Source organism: Oceanobacillus rekensis (genome assembly GCF_002153375.1).
In the GTDB taxonomy this organism is placed as follows: Bacteria; Bacillota; Bacilli; order Bacillales; family Amphibacillaceae; genus Oceanobacillus; species Oceanobacillus rekensis.
This window is the reverse complement of the sequence record NZ_MTBQ01000006.1, coordinates 13763-34368: the sequence shown is the minus strand read 5'-3', so window position 1 is coordinate 34368 and position 20606 is coordinate 13763. Positions and strand designations below refer to the sequence as shown.

At 37.3% G+C, this 20606-nt stretch carries 18 protein-coding genes and 1 pseudogene; all 19 read right to left on the bottom strand.

Annotation, left to right across the window (positions count from 1 at the left end):
• Positions 1–153: 153 nt before the first annotated feature.
• The 19 genes and pseudogenes from BV906_RS14465 to BV906_RS14375 all read right to left on the bottom strand — a co-directional run bounded on the left by BV906_RS14465 (position 154) and on the right by BV906_RS14375 (position 20552).
• On the bottom strand, positions 154–999 hold the full coding sequence (locus BV906_RS14465) for a DUF72 domain-containing protein (RefSeq protein WP_087974349.1): 846 nt from the start codon (positions 997–999) through the stop codon (positions 154–156).
• Between the two features lie 43 nt (positions 1000–1042).
• Positions 1043–1888 (bottom strand): annotated as a pseudogene (locus tag BV906_RS14460) (AbrB family transcriptional regulator).
• Positions 1889–2507: 619 nt separating this feature from the next.
• Positions 2508–2933, bottom strand: a complete 426-nt coding sequence (locus tag BV906_RS14455; protein ID WP_342744396.1) for a universal stress protein — start codon at positions 2931–2933, stop codon at positions 2508–2510.
• Positions 2934–2964: 31 nt separating this feature from the next.
• Positions 2965–4425 carry a SulP family inorganic anion transporter gene (locus tag BV906_RS14450; RefSeq protein ID WP_087974347.1) on the bottom strand — a complete coding sequence of 487 codons (1461 nt, stop codon included), beginning with the start codon at positions 4423–4425 and terminating at the stop codon, positions 2965–2967.
• Between the two features lie 380 nt (positions 4426–4805).
• Positions 4806–5312 (bottom strand): GNAT family N-acetyltransferase, encoded by a 507-nt coding sequence (locus BV906_RS14445; protein WP_087974346.1) that lies wholly within the window; start codon positions 5310–5312, stop codon positions 4806–4808.
• Positions 5313–5949: 637 nt separating this feature from the next.
• A complete protein-coding gene (locus tag BV906_RS14440; protein WP_087974345.1) occupies positions 5950–6096 on the bottom strand; it encodes a BA3454 family stress response protein in 147 nt (48 codons plus the stop codon).
• Positions 6097–6113: 17 nt separating this feature from the next.
• Positions 6114–6455 (bottom strand): VOC family protein, encoded by a 342-nt coding sequence (locus BV906_RS14435; RefSeq protein ID WP_087974344.1) that lies wholly within the window; start codon positions 6453–6455, stop codon positions 6114–6116.
• Positions 6456–6979: 524 nt separating this feature from the next.
• Positions 6980–7582, bottom strand: coding sequence for an alpha/beta hydrolase (locus BV906_RS14430; protein ID WP_087974343.1), 603 nt, complete (start codon positions 7580–7582; stop codon positions 6980–6982).
• Positions 7583–7630: 48 nt separating this feature from the next.
• A complete protein-coding gene (locus BV906_RS14425) occupies positions 7631–8617 on the bottom strand; it encodes a ring-cleaving dioxygenase (protein WP_087974342.1) in 987 nt (328 codons plus the stop codon).
• Positions 8618–8721: 104 nt separating this feature from the next.
• Positions 8722–9330 (bottom strand): flavin reductase family protein, encoded by a 609-nt coding sequence (locus BV906_RS14420; protein ID WP_087974341.1) that lies wholly within the window; start codon positions 9328–9330, stop codon positions 8722–8724.
• Positions 9331–9341: 11 nt separating this feature from the next.
• On the bottom strand, positions 9342–10277 hold the full coding sequence (locus BV906_RS14415) for a ring-cleaving dioxygenase (RefSeq protein WP_087974340.1): 936 nt from the start codon (positions 10275–10277) through the stop codon (positions 9342–9344).
• A gap of 328 nt (positions 10278–10605) precedes the next feature.
• Positions 10606–10926 (bottom strand): cupin domain-containing protein, encoded by a 321-nt coding sequence (locus tag BV906_RS14410; protein WP_087974339.1) that lies wholly within the window; start codon positions 10924–10926, stop codon positions 10606–10608.
• Between the two features lie 259 nt (positions 10927–11185).
• Complete coding sequence (locus tag BV906_RS14405; RefSeq protein WP_087974338.1) at positions 11186–12313, bottom strand: 5-methyltetrahydropteroyltriglutamate--homocysteine S-methyltransferase; 1128 nt, start codon at positions 12311–12313, stop codon at positions 11186–11188.
• A 149-nt stretch (positions 12314–12462) separates the two neighbouring features.
• The gene (locus tag BV906_RS14400) at positions 12463–12771 is read right to left on the bottom strand and encodes an ABC transporter permease subunit (RefSeq protein WP_087974337.1); all 309 of its coding nucleotides are present in this window, start codon (positions 12769–12771) and stop codon (positions 12463–12465) included.
• A 119-nt stretch (positions 12772–12890) separates the two neighbouring features.
• Positions 12891–13301 carry a GlcG/HbpS family heme-binding protein gene (locus BV906_RS14395; RefSeq protein ID WP_087974336.1) on the bottom strand — a complete coding sequence of 137 codons (411 nt, stop codon included), beginning with the start codon at positions 13299–13301 and terminating at the stop codon, positions 12891–12893.
• Between the two features lie 145 nt (positions 13302–13446).
• Entirely contained in the window at positions 13447–16239 is a 2793-nt protein-coding gene (locus BV906_RS14390; protein ID WP_087974335.1) for a UPF0182 family membrane protein, read from the bottom strand.
• A gap of 519 nt (positions 16240–16758) precedes the next feature.
• The gene (glmS, locus tag BV906_RS14385) at positions 16759–18561 is read right to left on the bottom strand and encodes a glutamine--fructose-6-phosphate transaminase (isomerizing) (protein ID WP_087974334.1); all 1803 of its coding nucleotides are present in this window, start codon (positions 18559–18561) and stop codon (positions 16759–16761) included.
• Positions 18562–19092: 531 nt separating this feature from the next.
• Positions 19093–20262: a DUF2812 domain-containing protein gene (locus BV906_RS14380; RefSeq protein ID WP_087974333.1), complete on the bottom strand. Its 1170-nt coding sequence runs from the start codon at positions 20260–20262 to the stop codon at positions 19093–19095.
• Complete coding sequence (locus BV906_RS14375) at positions 20259–20552, bottom strand: PadR family transcriptional regulator (RefSeq protein ID WP_425435200.1); 294 nt, start codon at positions 20550–20552, stop codon at positions 20259–20261. Before BV906_RS14375 ends, BV906_RS14380 begins: the two co-directional genes overlap by 4 nt.
• Positions 20553–20606 lie beyond the last annotated feature (54 nt).

Here is a 20606-nt window from a genome sequence, read left to right as displayed (position 1 = left end):
ATTAACCTGATGAATTCCCTTTGCATGCTTTTTAGAGAGCATTCAGTCACTCATTAACCTGATGAATTCCCTTTGTATGCTTTTTAGAGAGCGTTCAGTCACTCATTAACCTGATGAATTCCCTTTGCATGCTTTTTAGAGATCGTTTTTCAGTTAAAATAAATTTAATTGCCTTGGGGAAAGGCCTTCATACTGAATATCGAGTATCTTTTGAAATTCTTTTGCATTACAAGCAGCATCCCCGCCAGAGTTGTTATTAAATAGAATGATAACATCCTTACTAGATCGGCTCAGTTCCGTAATCGTTTCTTTCCAATCGGTAAGTTCCTTCTTATTATATTTATATAAGTAACGTACTTCCCGCCAATTGGCATTTCCTGATTTATTCCACCCGTGAATATTTCTCCCATGCATCCGAACCAAGGTCATATTTGCATTCGTTGCTACTGGTACTAGCGGGATGGATCCCTTGCCCGCTTGCGGTTCATCGGCAACAGAATGAATCCAGCCCTCTTGTTTCATAAAGATAAGTGTGTCCTTACGAAACTTGCTGCTGAACCAGGACTGATGCCTAAATTCTAGTGCTGCTGGTATATCACCCATCATTTTTTTACAATACCTTAAGTAGGTGACATTGTCTGTCCTACAATCAAACCATGGTGGAAATTGAAACAGAACCATCGCAAGCTTATTTGCATCCTGGTAAGGTTTTAAGGATTCTTTAAAAGCCTCAAACATTTCTGATTTGGATTCAAACGGAATATCCCCGCGCTGGTGTCCTGTCATTCCCTGGTAGGCCTTTACTACAAATCGGAAATTCTTTGGCGTCTGCTTTACCCATTTTTCAGCATTTTGTACAGACTGTATGGCATAAAAGGATGCATCAACTTCCACAACTGGAAAATGACTGCTGTATTCGGTTAGTTTATCTTTTGGTTTTATCGGGTTCGAATACAGGGAATAATGATCTCCCCACCCAGTTAAACCGATATGTATCATAATTATCCTCCCCAATCTTCCAGTCATAACTTTAGTAATTATTCTACTTATTACGTTTCGTATTTTTGCTCACGGCAAATTTTACAAATGGAATCGTAAATACCGACAAAAATAAAATGCGGAACAATTGAAATGCAGTTACAATTGTCACATCCGCCTCTACGGAAGCAGCAATAATCCCCATTTGATCCAGACCCCCAGGAACAACACTTAAAAAGCCATTCGTGAAGTCTAATGATGAATACCTTTGAAGGAACATACTAATGCCTAACGCGAATAGGATTAATATCCCACTTGAGAAAAAAGCGTAAAAAATATGCTTTTTGGTAAGCTTTATATTTTCTTTTTTCAAGAGAAGCCCAATGTAAATACCAATAACCAGTTGTGCCACATGCAGCAGTGAAGATGGCATAACCGGAACCTCAACATTTCCTAAATTAAAAAGCATAATTAAAAAAACTGGTCCAAGCAAATATGCTGTTGGGATATGCACCTTTTTAGATAGGAACCCAACAAAATAACAAAGCATTAGAAGACCTAGTAGGTATATAGAGTAAACACCTTCTGCCGAATTCTGGACTTGTTCGGTCTGTTAACTTGTTACGATAAATGGAACAATCGTAACAATCATTAAAATGCGAAGAACATGATAAAAAGTCACGGCCGATAAATCGATATTTTTTTGTTCTTCTGCAAATATAATGATCTGCTGTAGACCCCCGGGGACACAACAAGTCATTGCAGTACCACAATCCATCTTTGTCCGGTACGCCATCAAGGAGCTAATCAATAAAAATAATATAAAAAAGACAATATTAATGAGCAGCATAATCGGAAAATACTGCTTCATTCCCTGCAAGGCATCAATCGTAAAGGCATACCCGATCACATAACCTGCAATGACTAGGCCAATTCCGGAAAACGGGATGCCATCTAAGTGAAATTGGAGTAAACAACTGAACTAATAGCACAGCAAATAGCGGGCCAAGCATCCAAGGCATCGGAAGTCCAATTTCAACAAATATTATTGCTCCAATAAGGCCGATAATTAAAGACTTTAACATTGGATAAATAGCCATACGACAACTTCCTTTACACGTTTCAGACCTCATCTTTCTATTATAAAGCTTTTCAGCTATTCATTACATGATTATTGTCTCACTTAGCTCGTAACTTACTGCCAACGCAAAAAAACTTGAGCCCAATCGAATTGGACTCAAGTTTTCATTTGTTCTTATTTATGAAAGGGTCAAATTTGGCTGCTATTAATTCCCGGACATAATCAGCCACATCTAGCTCCAGCGCTTAAGCGTATTGGACTTCCCTCACCTCTGTAATCTAAATCAAATCCACATCGGCTAAAGAAAATGTCCATACGTGGGCCTGCAGGATGCAGGTCATGCAGCAGACGTTGGCACAAATGTTTTTGATGGGACGAGTAAGCGCAGTCCCAGGACGTGCCGGTTTTAGTAAGGCCTTCCTCTTTACCTAGATTTAAGCTTTAGTTCTTATTTAACTATAAGAACCGGACAATCTGCCCGTTTTACAACTTTATGACTGACACTGCCCAAAAGGAAGGATTGTAAGTTATTCAATCCGCGGCTTCCGATTACGACACAGTCAAACCCTTTTTCATTTGCAAACGCAACAATCTCAGGACCAGGATCGCCATGAAGGACATGGGTAGTGAAGCCTATCCCGGATTTTTTTAATAATTCCCTGATTGGTTTTAGTTTTTCCTTACGCTTTAATTCAATTTCAAATTTATTCGTAGCATGCAAAACATCTTCTTTTGCTTTATTGCTATCAACCACATAAAGGACATCGATTGTTCCATCAAATTTTTCAGCCAATGCAATAGCATGTTCTGTAGATCGAATGGAATTTTCTGATCCATCTACCGCCAGTAAAATTCGTTTAAACAAATGCCTCACCCTCCATTAAGTCTATTCATCGCAAATTTAATTAATGACCAGTTGCATTTGAAATACTGTTCATTCGGTTCTTCAGTTCCTTACTCGCTGAATTTATACCGCTGTAACTAACTTTAATATCATTTTGCGCGAACTTCATCTCGATTTTATCCAATGCACCGATAGCGGAATCATCCCATAAATGTGCATTCGTTAAATCAATCTCTACTTCCTTTACAGAATCCTCAAAGTTAAATTTGCCTGGAAAATCACTTACAGATGCAAAGAATAATTGTCCATCTACGTGATAGACTTTCTTCTGTTCTCGTATTACAAGCTCCTCTGTTACTTTTACTTTAGATATTTTGGCTGCAAAGAAAATCGCACTTAATAAAACACCCGCTATTACACCGATTGCTAAATTACTTGTTGCAAGCACAATAACAACAGTAGTCACCATAACAATAGCATCTGTCCTCGGTATTTTTGCTAAGTTTTTAACCGATGACCAGTCAAATGTACTGATAGATACCATAAACATGACACCAGCCAATGCCGCGAGTGGAATTTGAATAACCAATCCACCTAAAACAACAATTAAGAACATGAGGAACACCCCGGCAACAAGCGTTGATAAGCGACCCCTGCCGCCTGATTTTACATTAATAACCGATTGCCCAATCATTGCACAACCAGCCATACCACCAAAGAATCCTGCAGTAATATTAGCAATTCCTTGTCCGCGACTTTCTTTATTCTTATTACTCTCTGTATCTGTCATATCGTCAACAATATTAGCTGTCAATAATGACTCTGTTAAACCAACTACTGCCAGCGATAATGAATAAGGAAGAATAATCATTAGTGTTTCCAAGGATAAAGGAATGTCCGGAAGCAAAAATATAGGTAATTGTTGTGAAATAGTCCCCATATCTCCAACCGTTCCAATATTAATATTTCCATAAATAACAATTGCCGTAACAACTACAATTGCTACAAGTGTTGATGGAATTGCTTTCGTCATACGCGGTAAAAGATAAATAATGGCTAAAGTCAACCCAACCAATGCAAACATGATCCATGATTCGCCTTCAAAATGTGGCAATTGGGCTGTAAAAATCATGATGGCAAGTGCGTTTACGAACCCAACCATTACAGACCTGGGGACAAACTTCATTACTTTTGCCAGTTTAAATACGCCAAACAATATTTGAAGAACACCTGTTAATATCGTTGCAGCCAATAAATACTGTAAACCATGTTCTGCAATCAAATTAACCATAACCAAGGCCATTGCACCTGTTGCAGCAGAAATCATACCTGGACGCCCGCCCACAAAAGCAATGACTAACGCAATACAGAAGGATGCATAAAGACCGACCATCGGATCTACCCCAGCAATAATCGAGAAAGCGATTGCCTCCGGTATAAGGGCCAACGCGACGACGATTCCTGCTAGCACATCACCCTTGATATTTCCAAACCATTCTTGTTTTAACTCTTGTACATTCAACTTAGTTTTAGCTCCTTTTCAAAAGACTTTATCTATTGTAACTTTTGAGTCTCACAAAAGTTAAGTTCTATTTTCAACTAAACGAATCATACCATAGCAGATTATAAATATAAAACTTCAGGTAAACGCAACCATTTTACACTTACTCTTCTATACTGCATTATGCTTCGATTTTCTTCGGTTCCTTTTATCCATTATTTTCTCTGTGAAACGACCCTATATAAAAAGATAGCGCCATTAACCGAGAGTTCGGCTAATAGCGCTTTCTATATTAATAGTTAAATAGATTTATATCAATTTCTTGCTGCTTCTACTACTCCATATGTTAACTTGTCTAAATTTCCCCAAATGAAGTTCCACATTTGCCTAGGCCTAGATAATCATTTAATAGGAATTTTAAATGCTTTAACAATAATTCCATCATCTGCTGGTTCAAAGTCGTAATGAGGCAGTCGCTCAAATCCGAGACCCTCATATAATTGGACTGCATTTTCCATAAAATCAGCTGTATGTAACCCTATTTCTCGAAAGCTTCTGTCCTTTGTTCGTTGAATACATTCAGAAATCAAAGCTCTAGCAACACCTCTTCCCCGGTATTTTGGAGATACAGCCAGCTTTCGTATTTCTGGATAATCTAACTCATCATCCAATAATCCTTTGTATACCTCTGTTTTTGGAGGAAACAAAACAACACTCCCAATTATTTCCCCATCAATTTCTGCTACAATTTGGTCAATATGTGGCTCTAAATCTGCATCCGATGTAATTTGTAGTTTGAGAATTTCCCAATGATCTTTAGGAATTTTTCGTTCATGTTCCATATAAGCATTTAACCTTAATTTTTTTATATATTCTAATTCGCTCTCTATTGCATTACGTATAATCATCCCATCATCTACTCCCTACTTTGACCCTAATACTTTGCCAGATAATGTTTAACTCTTTTACTGATAAGTCCGGGTTATTTTCAATTTCTATCAACCCCTCTTGACTTTTCACCAAGTTATTATCAATCAGTAAATTATTAATTCATTTAATTTTAATTAATTAAAATTAAACACTAGACTTACTATACTGTCAAATGATTCAGGTTAATTTGTTCATTAATATTTTCAATTGAAGGAGTTCGTGCACGTGAACAAGGAAAGGGTTTTGGCGTAGTCGCTGTAGGATTCAAAAATTATATTCGGAATAATTCTGAAACTGTAGTAAAAATCGAGGGAATATTAGATGATATTAACGCTCTATGAAAGATTGTTACAAGCATTACCAATATCAGTGAGAAGATTCAATCACAGGTTGCCGCCGAAACCGAAGATATTAATTGAGCATCGGAAAATACCCATGGAATGACTGGAAGGTTATTACCTTTAATACAGCAATTAAATAAATATGTAAGGTTGCTTTCTGATAGTATAATCTGAAGGAGAATGGATTGATATTGATAAATATATCTTAAAAACAGGCCATTGTTATGACGCAATAAGTAACTTGTTACCTGAATAAATCTAATCGTCTTAGTCCTTATATTTTTTGAGGCGTTTTCCATTGTTTTCTAACTTGCTCTGTTGCCACACTTAATATTTCATTGCCTGTAGCACCTTTATTGGCAATGACATTTGTTAGATAGTTTTTCCCTTTATATACTACAGAAACTGTAACTTCTTGCATTTCCTCCCCCCTTTTCTCTATTTAATTTCTATTGGAGTCAACGATTCCTCAAATTCTTCTCTTTTTGATTCAAACCAACTTGGCAACATAAGCTTAGTTCCAAGTTCTTCTCGTGCTTCGTCAACCGCAAACTCTGGTGGTTCTGTAGCTATTTCGAAAAGAATGCCACCTACTTCTTTAAAGTAGAGTGCTTTGAAATAATTGCGGTCTTTAAGTTCCATTGGTTTAAACCCTTTCGATTCCACGAGCTTATGCCATTCTCGAAGTTCCTCTTCATCCTTCGCCCTCCATGCGATATGATGAACCGTGCCAGCTCCTCCCAGACCTCGAACAGATGGGGACAACTTAACATCAATCATATTCCCTATCGACCCGGGAGCATACCTAATATATTCTCTAATACGTCCACCGTTTGATTTGGCTGTACTAAATATAAAGATACACCACCAAATCCTAATTGTATGTTTATTTTTTGTTTTTTATCAGTACTCCAACTATTTTCTATTGCCACAGCGTTCTACCATCTCAATTGGCAATCCATCTGGATCATTAAATTGAATATAGATTTCATTAAAACGAGTATCTACAGTTAAAGGATTATCCTCTACTTGTATACCCTACTTGTCCACTACCTACACTTCTTTTTAAAGAGACACTCGGGTCCCTTTTTTAGCATAAAGAAAGCTGTATGAAAGGTAACCCTTCCATACAGCTTCATAATGAATATTCCTTGGCAAACAGTTCCAATTTCTTTATTTGCTCAATCATTATTTCCTTTTCCTCTATGCCTAAAGTGCTTATAATACCGTTAAATTATTTCACTGATTTTATTCTTAAAGAACTTGTCTTTATTAGCCAGTCACCAAGTGATTATAATTTCATATTAAATAAGTTTATACCAGTTTCCTGCTGCTTCTACTTCTCCATATGTTAACTGATGGCCATTATTTTCCCAATGAAGTTCCACATTTGCACCTGCAGCTTTCAATAAAGCTGTCAATTCCTCTGACTCTTGCGCAGGACAGATCGGATCATTCGTACCTGCAGCAATAAATACATGTTTACCTGATAAATCCGGTAAATCAATCCCTCTTCTTGGAACCATCGGGTGGTGTAGAATAGCTCCCTTTAAAGCGTCCTGGTAATGGAAGAGAAGGCTTGCTGCAATATTTGCACCATTTGAATAGCCTACAGCCAGAATATTGTTACGGTCAAACTCATACTTTTCAGCCGCTTCATCCAAAAATTCATTTAATTCTTTTGTACGGAAAACCAAATCTTCTTCATCAAATACACCTTCAGCTAATCTTCTAAAAAATCGTGGCATTCCACTCTCCAGAACATTCCCTCTTACACTTAAAACATTTGCATCTGGATCAATTTTATCTGCTAGAGGCATAAGATCTTGCTCTGTTCCACCTGTACCATGCAATAATAGTAACGTCGGTTTTGATGGATCATTTCCTTTTTGAAAGATATGTTTCATTATTTATTCCTCTTTTCTATAGCTTTATCTCAGTTTTAGACTGATATTCTAGTTCTCATATTCCTTAACAAACTCTTTGGTGCTTCTTACTGTATCAATCGGACGCACTAATTTTTCAACTTCTCCCCGCTTCGCTTCAAAGGCTGGAGGCAGCGCTAGTTTTTCACCAAGTGTTTCATAATCTTCATCTTCCATAAATCCAGGACCATCTGTAGCTATTTCAAATAATATTTGTGGAAAAACATTCGTGTATAACGAGCCAAAATAAAAACGTTCCACGAAACCTGAATTCGGCAAACGATATGCCTGCAGTCGTTTCGTCCACTCATCCAATTCTGTACGGTCTTCTACGCGGAATGCTGCATGGTGAACCGTTCCATATCCTTGTCGTGCTTGGGGAAGAATAGCATTATATTCCACAATTACTTGTGCACCATTTCCTCCTTCACCCATTTCAAACAAATGATGATCTCCTTCTTTCTCAATTTCTTTGAATAAGAAAACCTTTTCCAACACTTCCTTAAAGTAATCATAGTTATTTACACGCACAAGAATTGGCCCCAATCCTGTAATTGCATATTCTAATGGGATTGGTCCCTTTTGCCACGGTGTACCAGCAGCAACACCTGTATTGTTTTCATCAGAAATCAATTGGTATTGTTGGTCATCAAAATCAACAAAGGAAAGAGTTTTTTTACCAAATTGCTCTTTTATTCCTGTATGTTTAACTTCAAGCCTATCAAAACGTTTCACCCAATAGTCTAAAGCCTTATCACTTGGCACACGGAAAGATGTTTTTGAAATTTCATTGGTGCCATGCACACCTTTTGGTATTCCAGGAAAGTCAAAGAATGTCATATCTGTACCTGCAGATCCTTTATCATCTGCGAAGAATAAGTGATATGTTTGAATATCATCTTGGTTAACCGTCTTCTTCACTAAACGCATACCCAAAATATTTGTGAAAAATGCATAGTTCTTTTCAGCACTACTTGTAATAGCTGTTACGTGATGCATACCTTTTAATTCGTTCATGTTGTTTATTCCTCCCACTTTTCATGTTTGCGTAAGGTTATTCCTTAACTTGCTCTAAATTTTTAATTGAAACCGGATGTTTTCCACCAGAACTTTTCTAGATTCTATTTTGGCCTCTCAATAGAAAATACATCCCCAATGCCAGCATAATTGGAACCTGCTAATCTGCTAACCGCACCAAGCTTATCATGATCTATTCTGCCGGCTTCATAGATAGCTTCATCGATATGGAACCTAACAACCTTTCCAATTAAGAGGTCAGTTCCAACTGTATTGTTTTCACCTAGTTCAATCGATTGCTCCAAGATGCATTCAAATCGAACTTTGGCTTCTTTTATGCCAGGTACGGAAACTTTCTCGCTATCTGCAAGGGTTAAGCCAGCTTTTTTAATTTCACTTTCATCCGATGGTAAAGATGCTGCGGTGATATTAATCTTCTCCACATTTTCCTTATCAACGATATGGACAACAAATTCTTTATTTCCGATAATGTTTCGTGCAGTATCCTTCTGAATTCCAGCTTTACGCTGCGTAGAGACCGATAACATCGGCGGATTGGATGAAACGATATTGAAATAGCTGAATGGTGCACCGTTTACCGTTCCATCTTCTGCAACACTTGTTACAAATGCTATTGGCCTTGGAACAATACTACCGATTAGCAGTTTATAATTTTCCCGTTCTGTAATGCTCTTAGGGTTAAAGGAAAGCATGTTTTTCCTCCTTATTTATCAAAATTTTTTATTTCAATTGGTATCAATGCATCATTTAGTTGTTCACGGTATTGTTCATATTGGGATGGCAACTTCAATCCTTCCCCCATTGTTTCATAAGACTCATCATGTGCGAAACCTGGGGGATCCGTTGCGATTTCAAACAGAATTTCACCATGTTCTTTAAAGTAAATAGCATTAAAGTAGTTTCTGTCTTTGACGGGCGTTACTCTATAGCCATGATCACTCACTTCTTTTTGCCAATTTAATTGGTCTTCGTCATCTTTTGCACGCCACGCTATATGGTGAACGGTACCTACCCCCATTTGTCCGCTTCCAATCGGAGTTCGTTTGACATCAATCGTATTCCCAATATCACCAAAGGACTTGAAACGGGTCAAATCAGCTTCTTCACCGACTTTTTCCAGACCCATTACATCTTGCAATGTTTCCCCAGTTTTTTCTGGATTGGTTGATAATAATATCGCTCCACCGAATCCTTTAATCGCTACTTCAGGAGTAACATCACCTAGTGTCCAGTTATTTTTTTCTCCTTCTTCCCGTTCGACAAGTTCCAATTGCAATCCGTGGGGATCCCCGAACTCCAAATAAGTTTCTCCAAATCGCTTTGTTTTATTGAATTCAATATTAAATTTCACTAATCTATTTTCCCAGAAATTCATGGACCCTGTTGGAATGATATATGTGGTAACACCTACTTGGCCACCACCAATCTTTCCCTGATATGCGTTAGCCCATGGGAAGAAGGTAATGATTGTCCCTGGTTTACCTCCATCATTACCGAAGTAAAGATGATACGTACCAGGATCATCAAAGTTGATCGTCTTTTTAACTAAGCGTAATCCTAAAACACTTGCATAGAAATCCACGTTTTCCTGTGGGTGTCCGACAATTGCAGTAATGTGGTGAATGCCTGCTGTTTTCATTTAAATTCTCTCCTTCAATTAAATTTATTGTCATACCTGTTCGTATTAAATAAACATTATCAACTTATCAATGGCATAAAGTTCTTTGTATAAATTCAGTTATATTTAATTAATATATATTTAATTAAGTACATTATCACATTTTATTTAACCGATGTCAATTATTTATTTATTTCAAGGGAAATATCCTTAAACCTTTAATCTGCTGCAACGAAAAGGACTGAATTATTGACCACAGTATGTGAACAATAATTCAGTCCTTTGTATTCGGTGTTTTTTTCAATAATTTAATCAAATACTTATTTCCTATTCATTTATCTCGAGGACATTAGTCACTGAGTTTTGTCATCGTAGCAAAAATGGAAACATTTTCCTCACCAGTATTAGTGAAACCAATTTGTTCCTCTTCCCCACAATAAATGACGTCTCCTTTTCCGACTTCCAATTCTTCGCCATTAATTAAAAATTGACCGCTTCCCTGGATCACATGTAAATATAATTCACGGTCGGGATGATTATGTGATTTCATATGCTGGTCTGGTAAGAAGTTTAGAAGAAAGGCAACACTTCGTTTGTTGTGGATGATATTTATCTTTGTAAACCGCTTTTCATCAAATTGCTGTGCCTCTGTAATTAAATATTTGTCCATTTAGATTCACTCCTGTCTTTTATGATTTATTTTGACTTACTTATAATCTACTATAGGAAATATCTGAATACAATTTATCGAATGCTGAATTGACTTTAAGCGATCACATAGAGATTATTATTGGAGTCCGACCCTACAAAATAAATTATTGATTATAAAATTATCCGGTTGAAAATTCACGGCAACGATTAAAAACCCCCACCCCATCTAGTATTAGGGGAGAGAGTTTCTACAATTCTATCATTGATTCAAATCACCTTTAGTTATTTGCCCATACACTCTCAGCAATTTTAATCATGTGACTTATTTTATTCCATTGTTCTTCTTCTGTTAATATGTTCCCTTCCTCCGTGCTCGAGAATCCACATTGAGGACTTAATGCTAAGTTATCTAAAGGAATATAGTTACTTGCTTCTCTTATTCTGTCTTTGATATTTTCTGATTCTTCTAGTTCTGGGAATTTAGATGTAATCAATCCTAGTACGACTGTTTGATCATCACGTTTAAAGCTTTTTAACGGTCCAAAATCACCTGAACGTTTATCATCATATTCTAGGAAGAGTCCATCTACATTTAAGTTAGCAAATATCGCATCAGATATCGTATCGTATCCACCACTTGTAATATAGGTAGACTTAAAGTTTCCACGACAAATATGCATCGTGATAACCATATCATCAGGTTTCTTAGAAATAGCATCATTTAGACAACTTACTCTAGCTTCGATGATGTCTTGTACGTCCATATTAAGTCTTTCAACGACTGCTTTTATGCGTTCTTCCGAAACAAAATCAATCCAAGAAGTATCATCTAATTGTAAATAGCGACAGCCTGCATCATAGAAAGCTTGAATGGCTTTTTGATACGCTGTTACTGTGTCATTATAGAACTGCTCTTTGTTCCCGTTATAATACTCATCACCCTGTATTCTAGTGAATAACATATTCGGGCTTGGAATGGCGAACTTAGCAACTTGACTTCCATTACCATATTTGTCTACTGCCTCTTTTAAGAACTTAAAATGTTCTACCATATTGTGATTATCAAAATCTACTTTATCGACTACTTTAATAGCATTATTTCTCGTTTTAGCACCTTTGAAGTTACTTACATATTCCGTTTCAAACAATTCGATCCCATGTAAACCTGATAAGAAATCTAGGTGCCACCAAGAGCGTCTAAACTCACCATCAGTTATTGATTTAAGCCCCACTTGAATTTGTTTTTGTACAAGTTTCTCTATCTCTTTATCCTCTATAGCCTTTAAGCCATCTTTTTTAATTTCCGCATTCGCATAAGCCTTTCTTGCTTCTTTAATTGGTTCCGTTCTCAGAAAACTACCTACATGATCGGCCCTAAATGGTGCTTTAACTATTTTCTCTGACATCAATGATCTCCTTCTTTCTTTCATATTAAAAAAACTCTTCCCATAAACATGAAAAGGATTAATTATGTAACTAGCGTTTTCATATTTGATTTGAATTAAGTATAGCATAGAAAAGTCAGTATGGAGTAACACGTAAATTCTATCATTTGCTATAGCTTTAAGTTATAGCGGAGGTAATTATATTTCCAAGGGGAACAGAAGAAATTCTTCCAACAGATATTGATGACAATACTGATATCCGCTTCAAATCCCTTTGCAACATCAATTTGATTTAAAGCTGTCAATACTTCCAGGCCAAGACCTTCCACACCGACCATGGAGGCAACAACAACCATCGCAAGTGCCATCATAGTTGTTTGGTTAACACCAACCATGATGGTAGGCAATGCCTGGGGTAACTGCACCTTTTTTAATAACTGCAAATTGGTAGAACCAAAGGATAAGCCGGCTTCCACCATTTCTTTAGGAACGCCATGCCATAATGAAGGAGGGGGGAGGGGGTAGAAGGCAAACGCCCACGAGACAGCAAAAAAGAACCAGAGATTTCTCCTCTCTGATTCTTTTATCCAAAAGTACTTTATTTTTTATTAAATACGTCCACCGCCGCTTGAGCTACCTGAACATCATGAGCAACCGCACTACCACTTACACCGACAGCTCCCACTACTTTTCCTTCACTTTCCAGTGGGATACCCCCACCGAATAAAACAATCCGTCCCTGATTCGTTGTATTCAGTCCATACAATTCAGCATTCGGTACGGTTGCCTCTTCCAGATTGGATGTTGGCATTTTCAAAGCTACGGAAGTCCATGCTTTGTTTTGTGCAATGTCAATACTGGCAAGCCAGGCATCGTCCATCCGGTGAACGGCGATTAAATTCCCGCCCTCGTCTAAAACACTGATCACCATAGAGACGCCAATCTTTTCTGCTTCTTTCTCCGCTCCAGCGATTAATTCCTTTGCTAAATCCAAGTTCACTTTTACCAAGAAATCCCCTCCGAATTAAATAGTTGTTTCAGTTAGAATTATATTATTAATAGTAATATTCTGCAAACTTTGCGATAAAAACTATATCTGTTGATTAAAAAGATGAGCATCTGCGATATACAGTGCTCATCTCTTACTTAAAAACTTATGGATTTACTTGTTCCAGTCGTGCCTCGATTTCCGACATAATTTCGGCTGCTTCTTCCCAGCTTCCATTTGAAAGGGCATTCTGATAGTCACCAAACAGCTCAGAGAATTCCTGTAATAATTGACTTGAATCTCCAGATGGTACTTGTGCAGGTGTTTCCTCTTCTTCAGATTCTGCCGGCACTTCAGGGTCTCCATCGATATCTTCCGTTGATGGTCCTCCTTCAGGCTGTAAATCACTCTCATCGATTTCGCCACCAGCTAATTCAAGTATACGATCTAATGCTTCATCAAATGTTGCTTCCATGACGATATAATCTTGATAAGCAACGACAACTTGTTTTACTTCCGGCAATGATGTTTCATTGGAAGACTCAATATAGATTGGTTCCACATACAGCATTGTATCGTTAATCGGGATGGACAATAGGTTTCCACGAATGACTTGAGAACCACCTTGTGACCAGAGATTTAACTCTTGAGAAATAACGCTGTCCTGATTAATCCGATTTTCAATTTGCTGCGGACCATAGACATTTTCCTGTTTTGGAAAACGGTAGACAAATTTTTCGCCATAATGTTCCCCGTCATTACGTACACCAATCCAACCAATCATATTCTGCCGATTTCTAGGTGTATATGGCATCATTAAAATGAATTCTTCTTCCTCATATTCTGGAAGTTTCATCGTTACATAATAAGGTTCCATTTCAATATCTTCATTAAAATAATGCTCTGTTGGGAATTCCCAGCGGTCTTCCCGATTATAGAAAATTTCCAGATTGGTCATATGGTATGTACCATATTTGTTGGCTTGAATCTTAAACAATCCTTCTGGATAGCGAAAGTGGCTTTCCACATCTTCCGGAATTTCTGTTGTAAACAAATCAGGGAATATATTTTGATATGTTTGCAGTAGCGGATCATCCGGTTCGCTAACAAAGAAATTAACTTCCCCGGTGTACGCATCAACCATCACTTTTGCTGCGTTTTTAATATAGTTTCTATTGTCTTGGTAATTTTCCGCATATGGATAGCCTTGTTCTACTAGATAAGCGTCAATAATCCAGGCTAATGTACCATCATCACGTACAATAATATATGGATCATCATCATATTCGAAAAATGGTGCAATTCGGTTGATGCGATCTACAATATTCCGGGTATCGAGCAACTGACTGTCATTGGAGAGCTGATCTGATACGAGCATACGGAATGACCCTTCATTAATAGAAAATAATAAACGATTCCAACCACTAAGCGAAATCCCCTTATCTGCTTCGTAGCGATTAGTCATATTTTCATCACCTGACGGATAGTCAAATTCATCGACATCCGAATTTACGATGACATTTGGATAATTCATTTCACCAAAATAAACTTGTGGACGATCAACGTCAACTTCTCCTTCGGGCGGGAGATTCTTTACAATATATTCTGGCTGTCCTTGGGAAGTAATCTCATTAACTTGACTCATCGCAATCCCGTATCCATGCGTATAACGCAATGTCCGGTTTACCCAGGTTTGGGCTTGTTCAGGCAGGTCAGCTGTGTTTAATTCCCTTGCACCAAGAAACACTTGCTGATACTCTCCGTCAATTTCATACCGATCAACATCGATATCATTAAATTGATAATATGTACGGAACGTCTGCAATTGGTTGTATATATCAAGCAATGGTCGTGCATCATTAATTCGCACATTATTAATTGTTAACTCATTATTCTCAATCATATCTTCATCCAGTGAAGCCTGGTTTCCCGGATGTTCTGATACATCAATATTTTCGAGCTCGTAGGCTTGCCTTGTGTAATCCAGATTATGCTGTAAATATGGCTGCTCACGCTGAAATTCATTTGGCTCGACGAGATAGTTTTGCACCAGTACGGACGCTCCTTGCCCAAGAATTATGACGGCAATATAAGCAACAATCGGAATCAACATCGAATTGAATTTTCCTTTTCTTAGTGCAAGAATGACCCAAACGGCACCGATAATAGCTACTGCTGCTAAAATATAGGAAACAGGAATATTAATGATGCGATCTGTGTAACTTAGGCCGTGCACCACACTCTCCTGGAAAATATTTACTTGATTGGAAAGCAGCGTTTGAAATGGTGACAGTAAATGAGTGCCAGCTAACAACACACCGATAATTGCTATCGTCAGTCCTAAGTGAATTTGTGCCGAGCGGTTCATCCGGTATATATTAAAAACGGAATACGCAGCAACCACAACTACTAACATGAAGAAACCGAGTCCTAGTAAAATATTAATAATCATTTCTAAAAACGGTAAAACAAACATGTAGAAAGAAATATCTCTGTTGAAAATAGGATCGCTTTCCCCAAATGTTTCATAGTTTATGATTTTTAAAAGTGGTTCCCAGCCTACGCCCTGTACAATCACACTGCCGAGAAGTCCTGCGAAAACAGCAATTGCGATTATAATTCCATTCATGGCCATTTTCTTCTGGTAGAAAAATGCCGGAAGCTGATTCGGGTCGAAATGGCTTAAATACGATCTTCTCACCCAAAATACGGTCACCCAGGTTACTAAACCAAAGATGACAAAACCAGCAGCACCAAGCATAAGTTTACTGCCCAAAACCGTCTTGAAAACGTTACCAAAAGCAACTGAATCCATCCAAATATATTCTGTGATCCACTGGAAAGCGACGGCACCTAAAATGAAAAGAAGCAACAGAATCCCAATAATAACCCCAGACCAACTGCCGAGCTTTTGAAACTTTTTCATTTGATTACGGTTTATGTTCCCTTTAAAGTCCATACATCCTCCTTATATCGGTTCCATTCTTATAGATTACTAGCTTCTTCTTATGACTACAGTCAAAAAGAAACAAGGAACGATATCTCTATATTATTATCTATTCTATTATTTTAACAATAATACATCCATAAGTCATTTTGAATCACGATTATTATTAAAAGAGTCTAGTTTAGATATAGTATTCTAAGAATAAACCAAGAGCATGTTACGAGTGGCCGAAAAAAATTATTAATTTCAAATGAGGAGAACAGCCAAAGATTAAAGACCTTTAACCCAGGGGGCGCTTGCATTTAGTAATATTTATAGGCATTATTTTACCTTGTGGAAAAACATCTTGTCTTTTCAGCACGACTGGTATTCTACTCCAATTCCAGTCCCACGACCTTCTTTAATCAAGTTATCAACTTTAAGTTTCCTTTCTGACATAAAAATACCCCTTTAAGACAATTATGTCTAAAGGGGGAAGACTGTGAAATTAATTTGTTTTAAACAGTTCGATTTTGTTGCAATTCAAAAGCCCTACTCCACAGTAACGGACTTAGCTAAATTTCTCGGTTTATCAACATCACAATTACGATGCAATGCAGCATAATATGCAAGTAATTGCATTGGAATAACACTTACAAGTGGTGTCAGTAATTCATGCACATGTGGCAATACAAACGCATCATCATCTTCTTCCAATCCTTTAAGACTGATAATCATTGCATTTGCACCACGGGCAACTACTTCCTGAACATTCCCACGGATGGAGTAGTTCACATTTTCCTGGGTTGCAAGAGCAATGACAGGCGTTCCTTCTTCAATTAAGGCAATGGTTCCATGTTTCAATTCTCCTCCGGCAAAACCTTCTGCCTGAATATAGGAAATCTCTTTTAGCTTCAATGCCGCTTCAAGGGAAACATTATAATCGCTGCTTCTTCCAATAAAGAAGGCATTGCGTGTTGTTGCAAAATAATCTCTTGCCAATTGTTCCAATTCTTCTTTTTGGTCTGTTAGAACTTCCATTGCATTAGCAACAATCGCAAGTTCTTGCATTGGATCAAAGTCCAAATGGAAGCCTTTTGCACTTGCAGTATCTACTGCAAGAATCGCCAAAACAGCAATTTGTGCAGTATATGCTTTTGTTGATGCTACTGCAATTTCTGGTCCTGCATATAAGTGCAGGGTATAATTTGCTTCACGAGAAAGGGTGGATCCTGTCACATTTGTAATTGTAAGTGCTGGATATCCTTTTTCCTTAATTTTCACCAATACAGACCTACTGTCAGCAGTTTCTCCACTTTGTGAGATAAATATAAACAGTGGTTTTTCAGACAGTAATGGCATATTATATGAAAATTCACTTGCAACATGGACTTCTACTGGGATTTTTGCTAATTTTTCAAGGAACTCTTTACCTACAAGCCCGGCATGATAACTTGTTCCAGCAGCAATGATATAAATACGGTCCGCTGCTTTCATGGCATTACGGATATCTGCATCAAGCTTCAGTTCATTATCCTCATTTTGATATTCATTGATAATTTTACGCATTACAATTGGCTGTTCGTCAATTTCTTTGAGCATGAAATGTGAATACGTACCTTTTTCTGTATCACTTGCATCAATTTGAGCGGTGTATGGTTTACGATCTACAACAGCTCCTTCAATTGTCTGAACTTCAACAAAATTACGGCATACAAGTACAATTTCCTTGTCATGGATTTCTACATACTGGTCCGTTTCTTTTAAAGTTGCCATTGCATCACTTGCAACCAAATTGAATCCATCACCAATTCCTACAAGTAGTGGGCTCTTATTTTTTGATACATAAAGTGTCTCGTGATCTTCAGCGTCAATCATCCCTATCGCATAAGAACCTTTCAAAAGACGCATCGCTTCACGGAATGCTGTAACTGTATTTTGATGTTTTTGATAAAGTTTTTCAATAAGCTGTACGATGACTTCTGTATCTGTATCACTTACAAAATCAAAATCGCTCAAATATTCTTTCTTTAGTTTATTAAAATTTTCGATAACACCGTTGTGAACAAGTGTGAACCTTCCAGACGCGCTTTGATGTGGGTGTGCATTTATAATACCTGGAACACCATGTGTCGCCCAGCGGGTATGGCCAATTCCCATTGTTGATTGAACAGAGCTATCAACACTTTCACGCAGTGCTGCAATACGACCTTTTACTTTCGTCAAGCAGACTCCTTCATCATTCAGGGTAGCAATCCCTGCAGAGTCATATCCTCTATATTCCAGTTTTTCAAGTCCATTTAATAAAATTTCCTTTGTATCGTTTTCTCCGATATAGCCGACAATTCCACACATATCGATGTCCTCCTATAAGATAAGGGGCAGACAAACGATCCTTCTAGAATTTTTAGGGGGCGCTTAACTGCCCCTCTCTCGTGTTTTTTTGAATGAACATCTTTCATTATCCTTTTGTCCAATAAGTCACCTTACTGTTTTAGGGATAAAGCAACGACTGAGATATCCAGCCGGGAGGCATCCGCCGAAATTCTCGATAACCTCCACCTCGTCAACTATTTTTCTTTACCGTTCGAAAAATAGTCCTGGCGCTTTAATTGATTTGTAACCCCGAATCTCCTTTCCATTCTTGAATAAAAATCATTACTCTTTATACCTTCCTCTTTTCAGTAAAAAATAAACATTAATAAAGAGGCCAGTCTATTGTACCTGTGAAAGTGGTAACAGGTCAATCTTTTTTTAAAAAATGGCCTTGAATATCATATGCCTCAAATTAAAATAATGTTTATTATGGTGTTGCACAGCTCCAGTAAACATCCATGCAAGCGTTTACTGAAGCGTATTATGGTACATTTTTAAAGCCGTATGAATCTAACTGTAATTCACCTTATTTTTTACTCTTCTATAATATAATAATGATTTTACTGCAAATGTTCCAAACTCGAGTATAACAATTCCATATAAAATCAAGGTGCTCCACCTTAACGTATCCATGCCATTTCTTTGTAAGAGATTAATATTTAATATGATTACCATTAAATACAAAACCGTAACAGGAACAAACATAGATAAATACGTAATCATGACACGTTTAGCATGCTTTATCATATGTGTATCATCACTGTACAACTGTGGTTCGACCTCACCGTCCTCATAAACACGTGACCAAATTGACCATTTTGAAAGAAACGAATTGTTGGTATAATTAAGTTTCCACCCGGCTTCTTTATGCATATCAAAATAATTTTGATTTAGGTTGTTTTGGTAATCCAAACAATAGCTAACCTTCCTCGGCTCACCTTTGGCAAAATAAAACTTAATCCCCCATTTGCTTACTCGGTAGAGATGGTAGCCTTGGTTTTCCATCTTCTTAAGCCAATTTTCAAGTTTGTCAGGTGAATATTGCCAGGCTACTTTTCTTTTTATAATGATTTCACCAGCTTTTTTCAAATGTTTTTCTTCCATTCGACTGGGAATTGTCTTATCCCTTTGTTTCATCGTCATTCCTGACATTCTTTTGTTGGCTTTATATCGTTTTACTGTAGAATAAATCCCCAGTATTCCTATCATCCAGAATAATACAGTAAACACCCAAAAAGGACTCGATTCCACATGCACATTGCCTGGTAACATAAAACGGATACTAATGGTCACTAAAAATATCAAAAATGGAAACGTGATATAGAGTGAGACTCCACCAACAACAAACATCACAATCCAATTGTGCTTGATTACCCCATCACGAACGAGAGTTGTTTTAATTTCATCAGATGGCTTTTGATTTGCAATGACGTACCAATTACCTTGTTTAAAAAGCTGTTCCCAGCCATCATTTATTAAGGTTTCTGGTAATGTATCAAACATTTTATCATACCCAATATGATAATTTACTGCCTTTGATGCACCCTTTTCAAAGAAAAAATAGTTTGTCATCCTATTGATCTTCACAACATGATACCCCTGCCTCGCCATTGTAGAAAGCCATGTCTCTATTTTTTCTATATCATGACTCCAAAATGGCCGAAAGACTTTTTTTATCATAAAAATTCCTCCTCATACTTTAACGCATTTTCATGAAGTTCTTTTAGTCTTGCTGTCTCCGCTTTGATTAATTGCTTACCCATGTCCGTAATTTCATAAATCTTTTTCCGCTTTTCATCAGCAAAAACCGTTATAATCCCATCCCGTTGCATTTTATTGAGCGTACCGTAAACTGTACCAGAACCTAAGTGAATCCGACTTTTTGTAATAACCTCTACATGCTTGATAATTCCGTAGCCATGACGTGGAGCTGATAAGGATAAAAGAATATAAAAAGCCGTTTCTGTCATTGGTATGTAAGACTTCAATATTTTTTCTAGTTTTATTGTCCTCACCCTATTCTA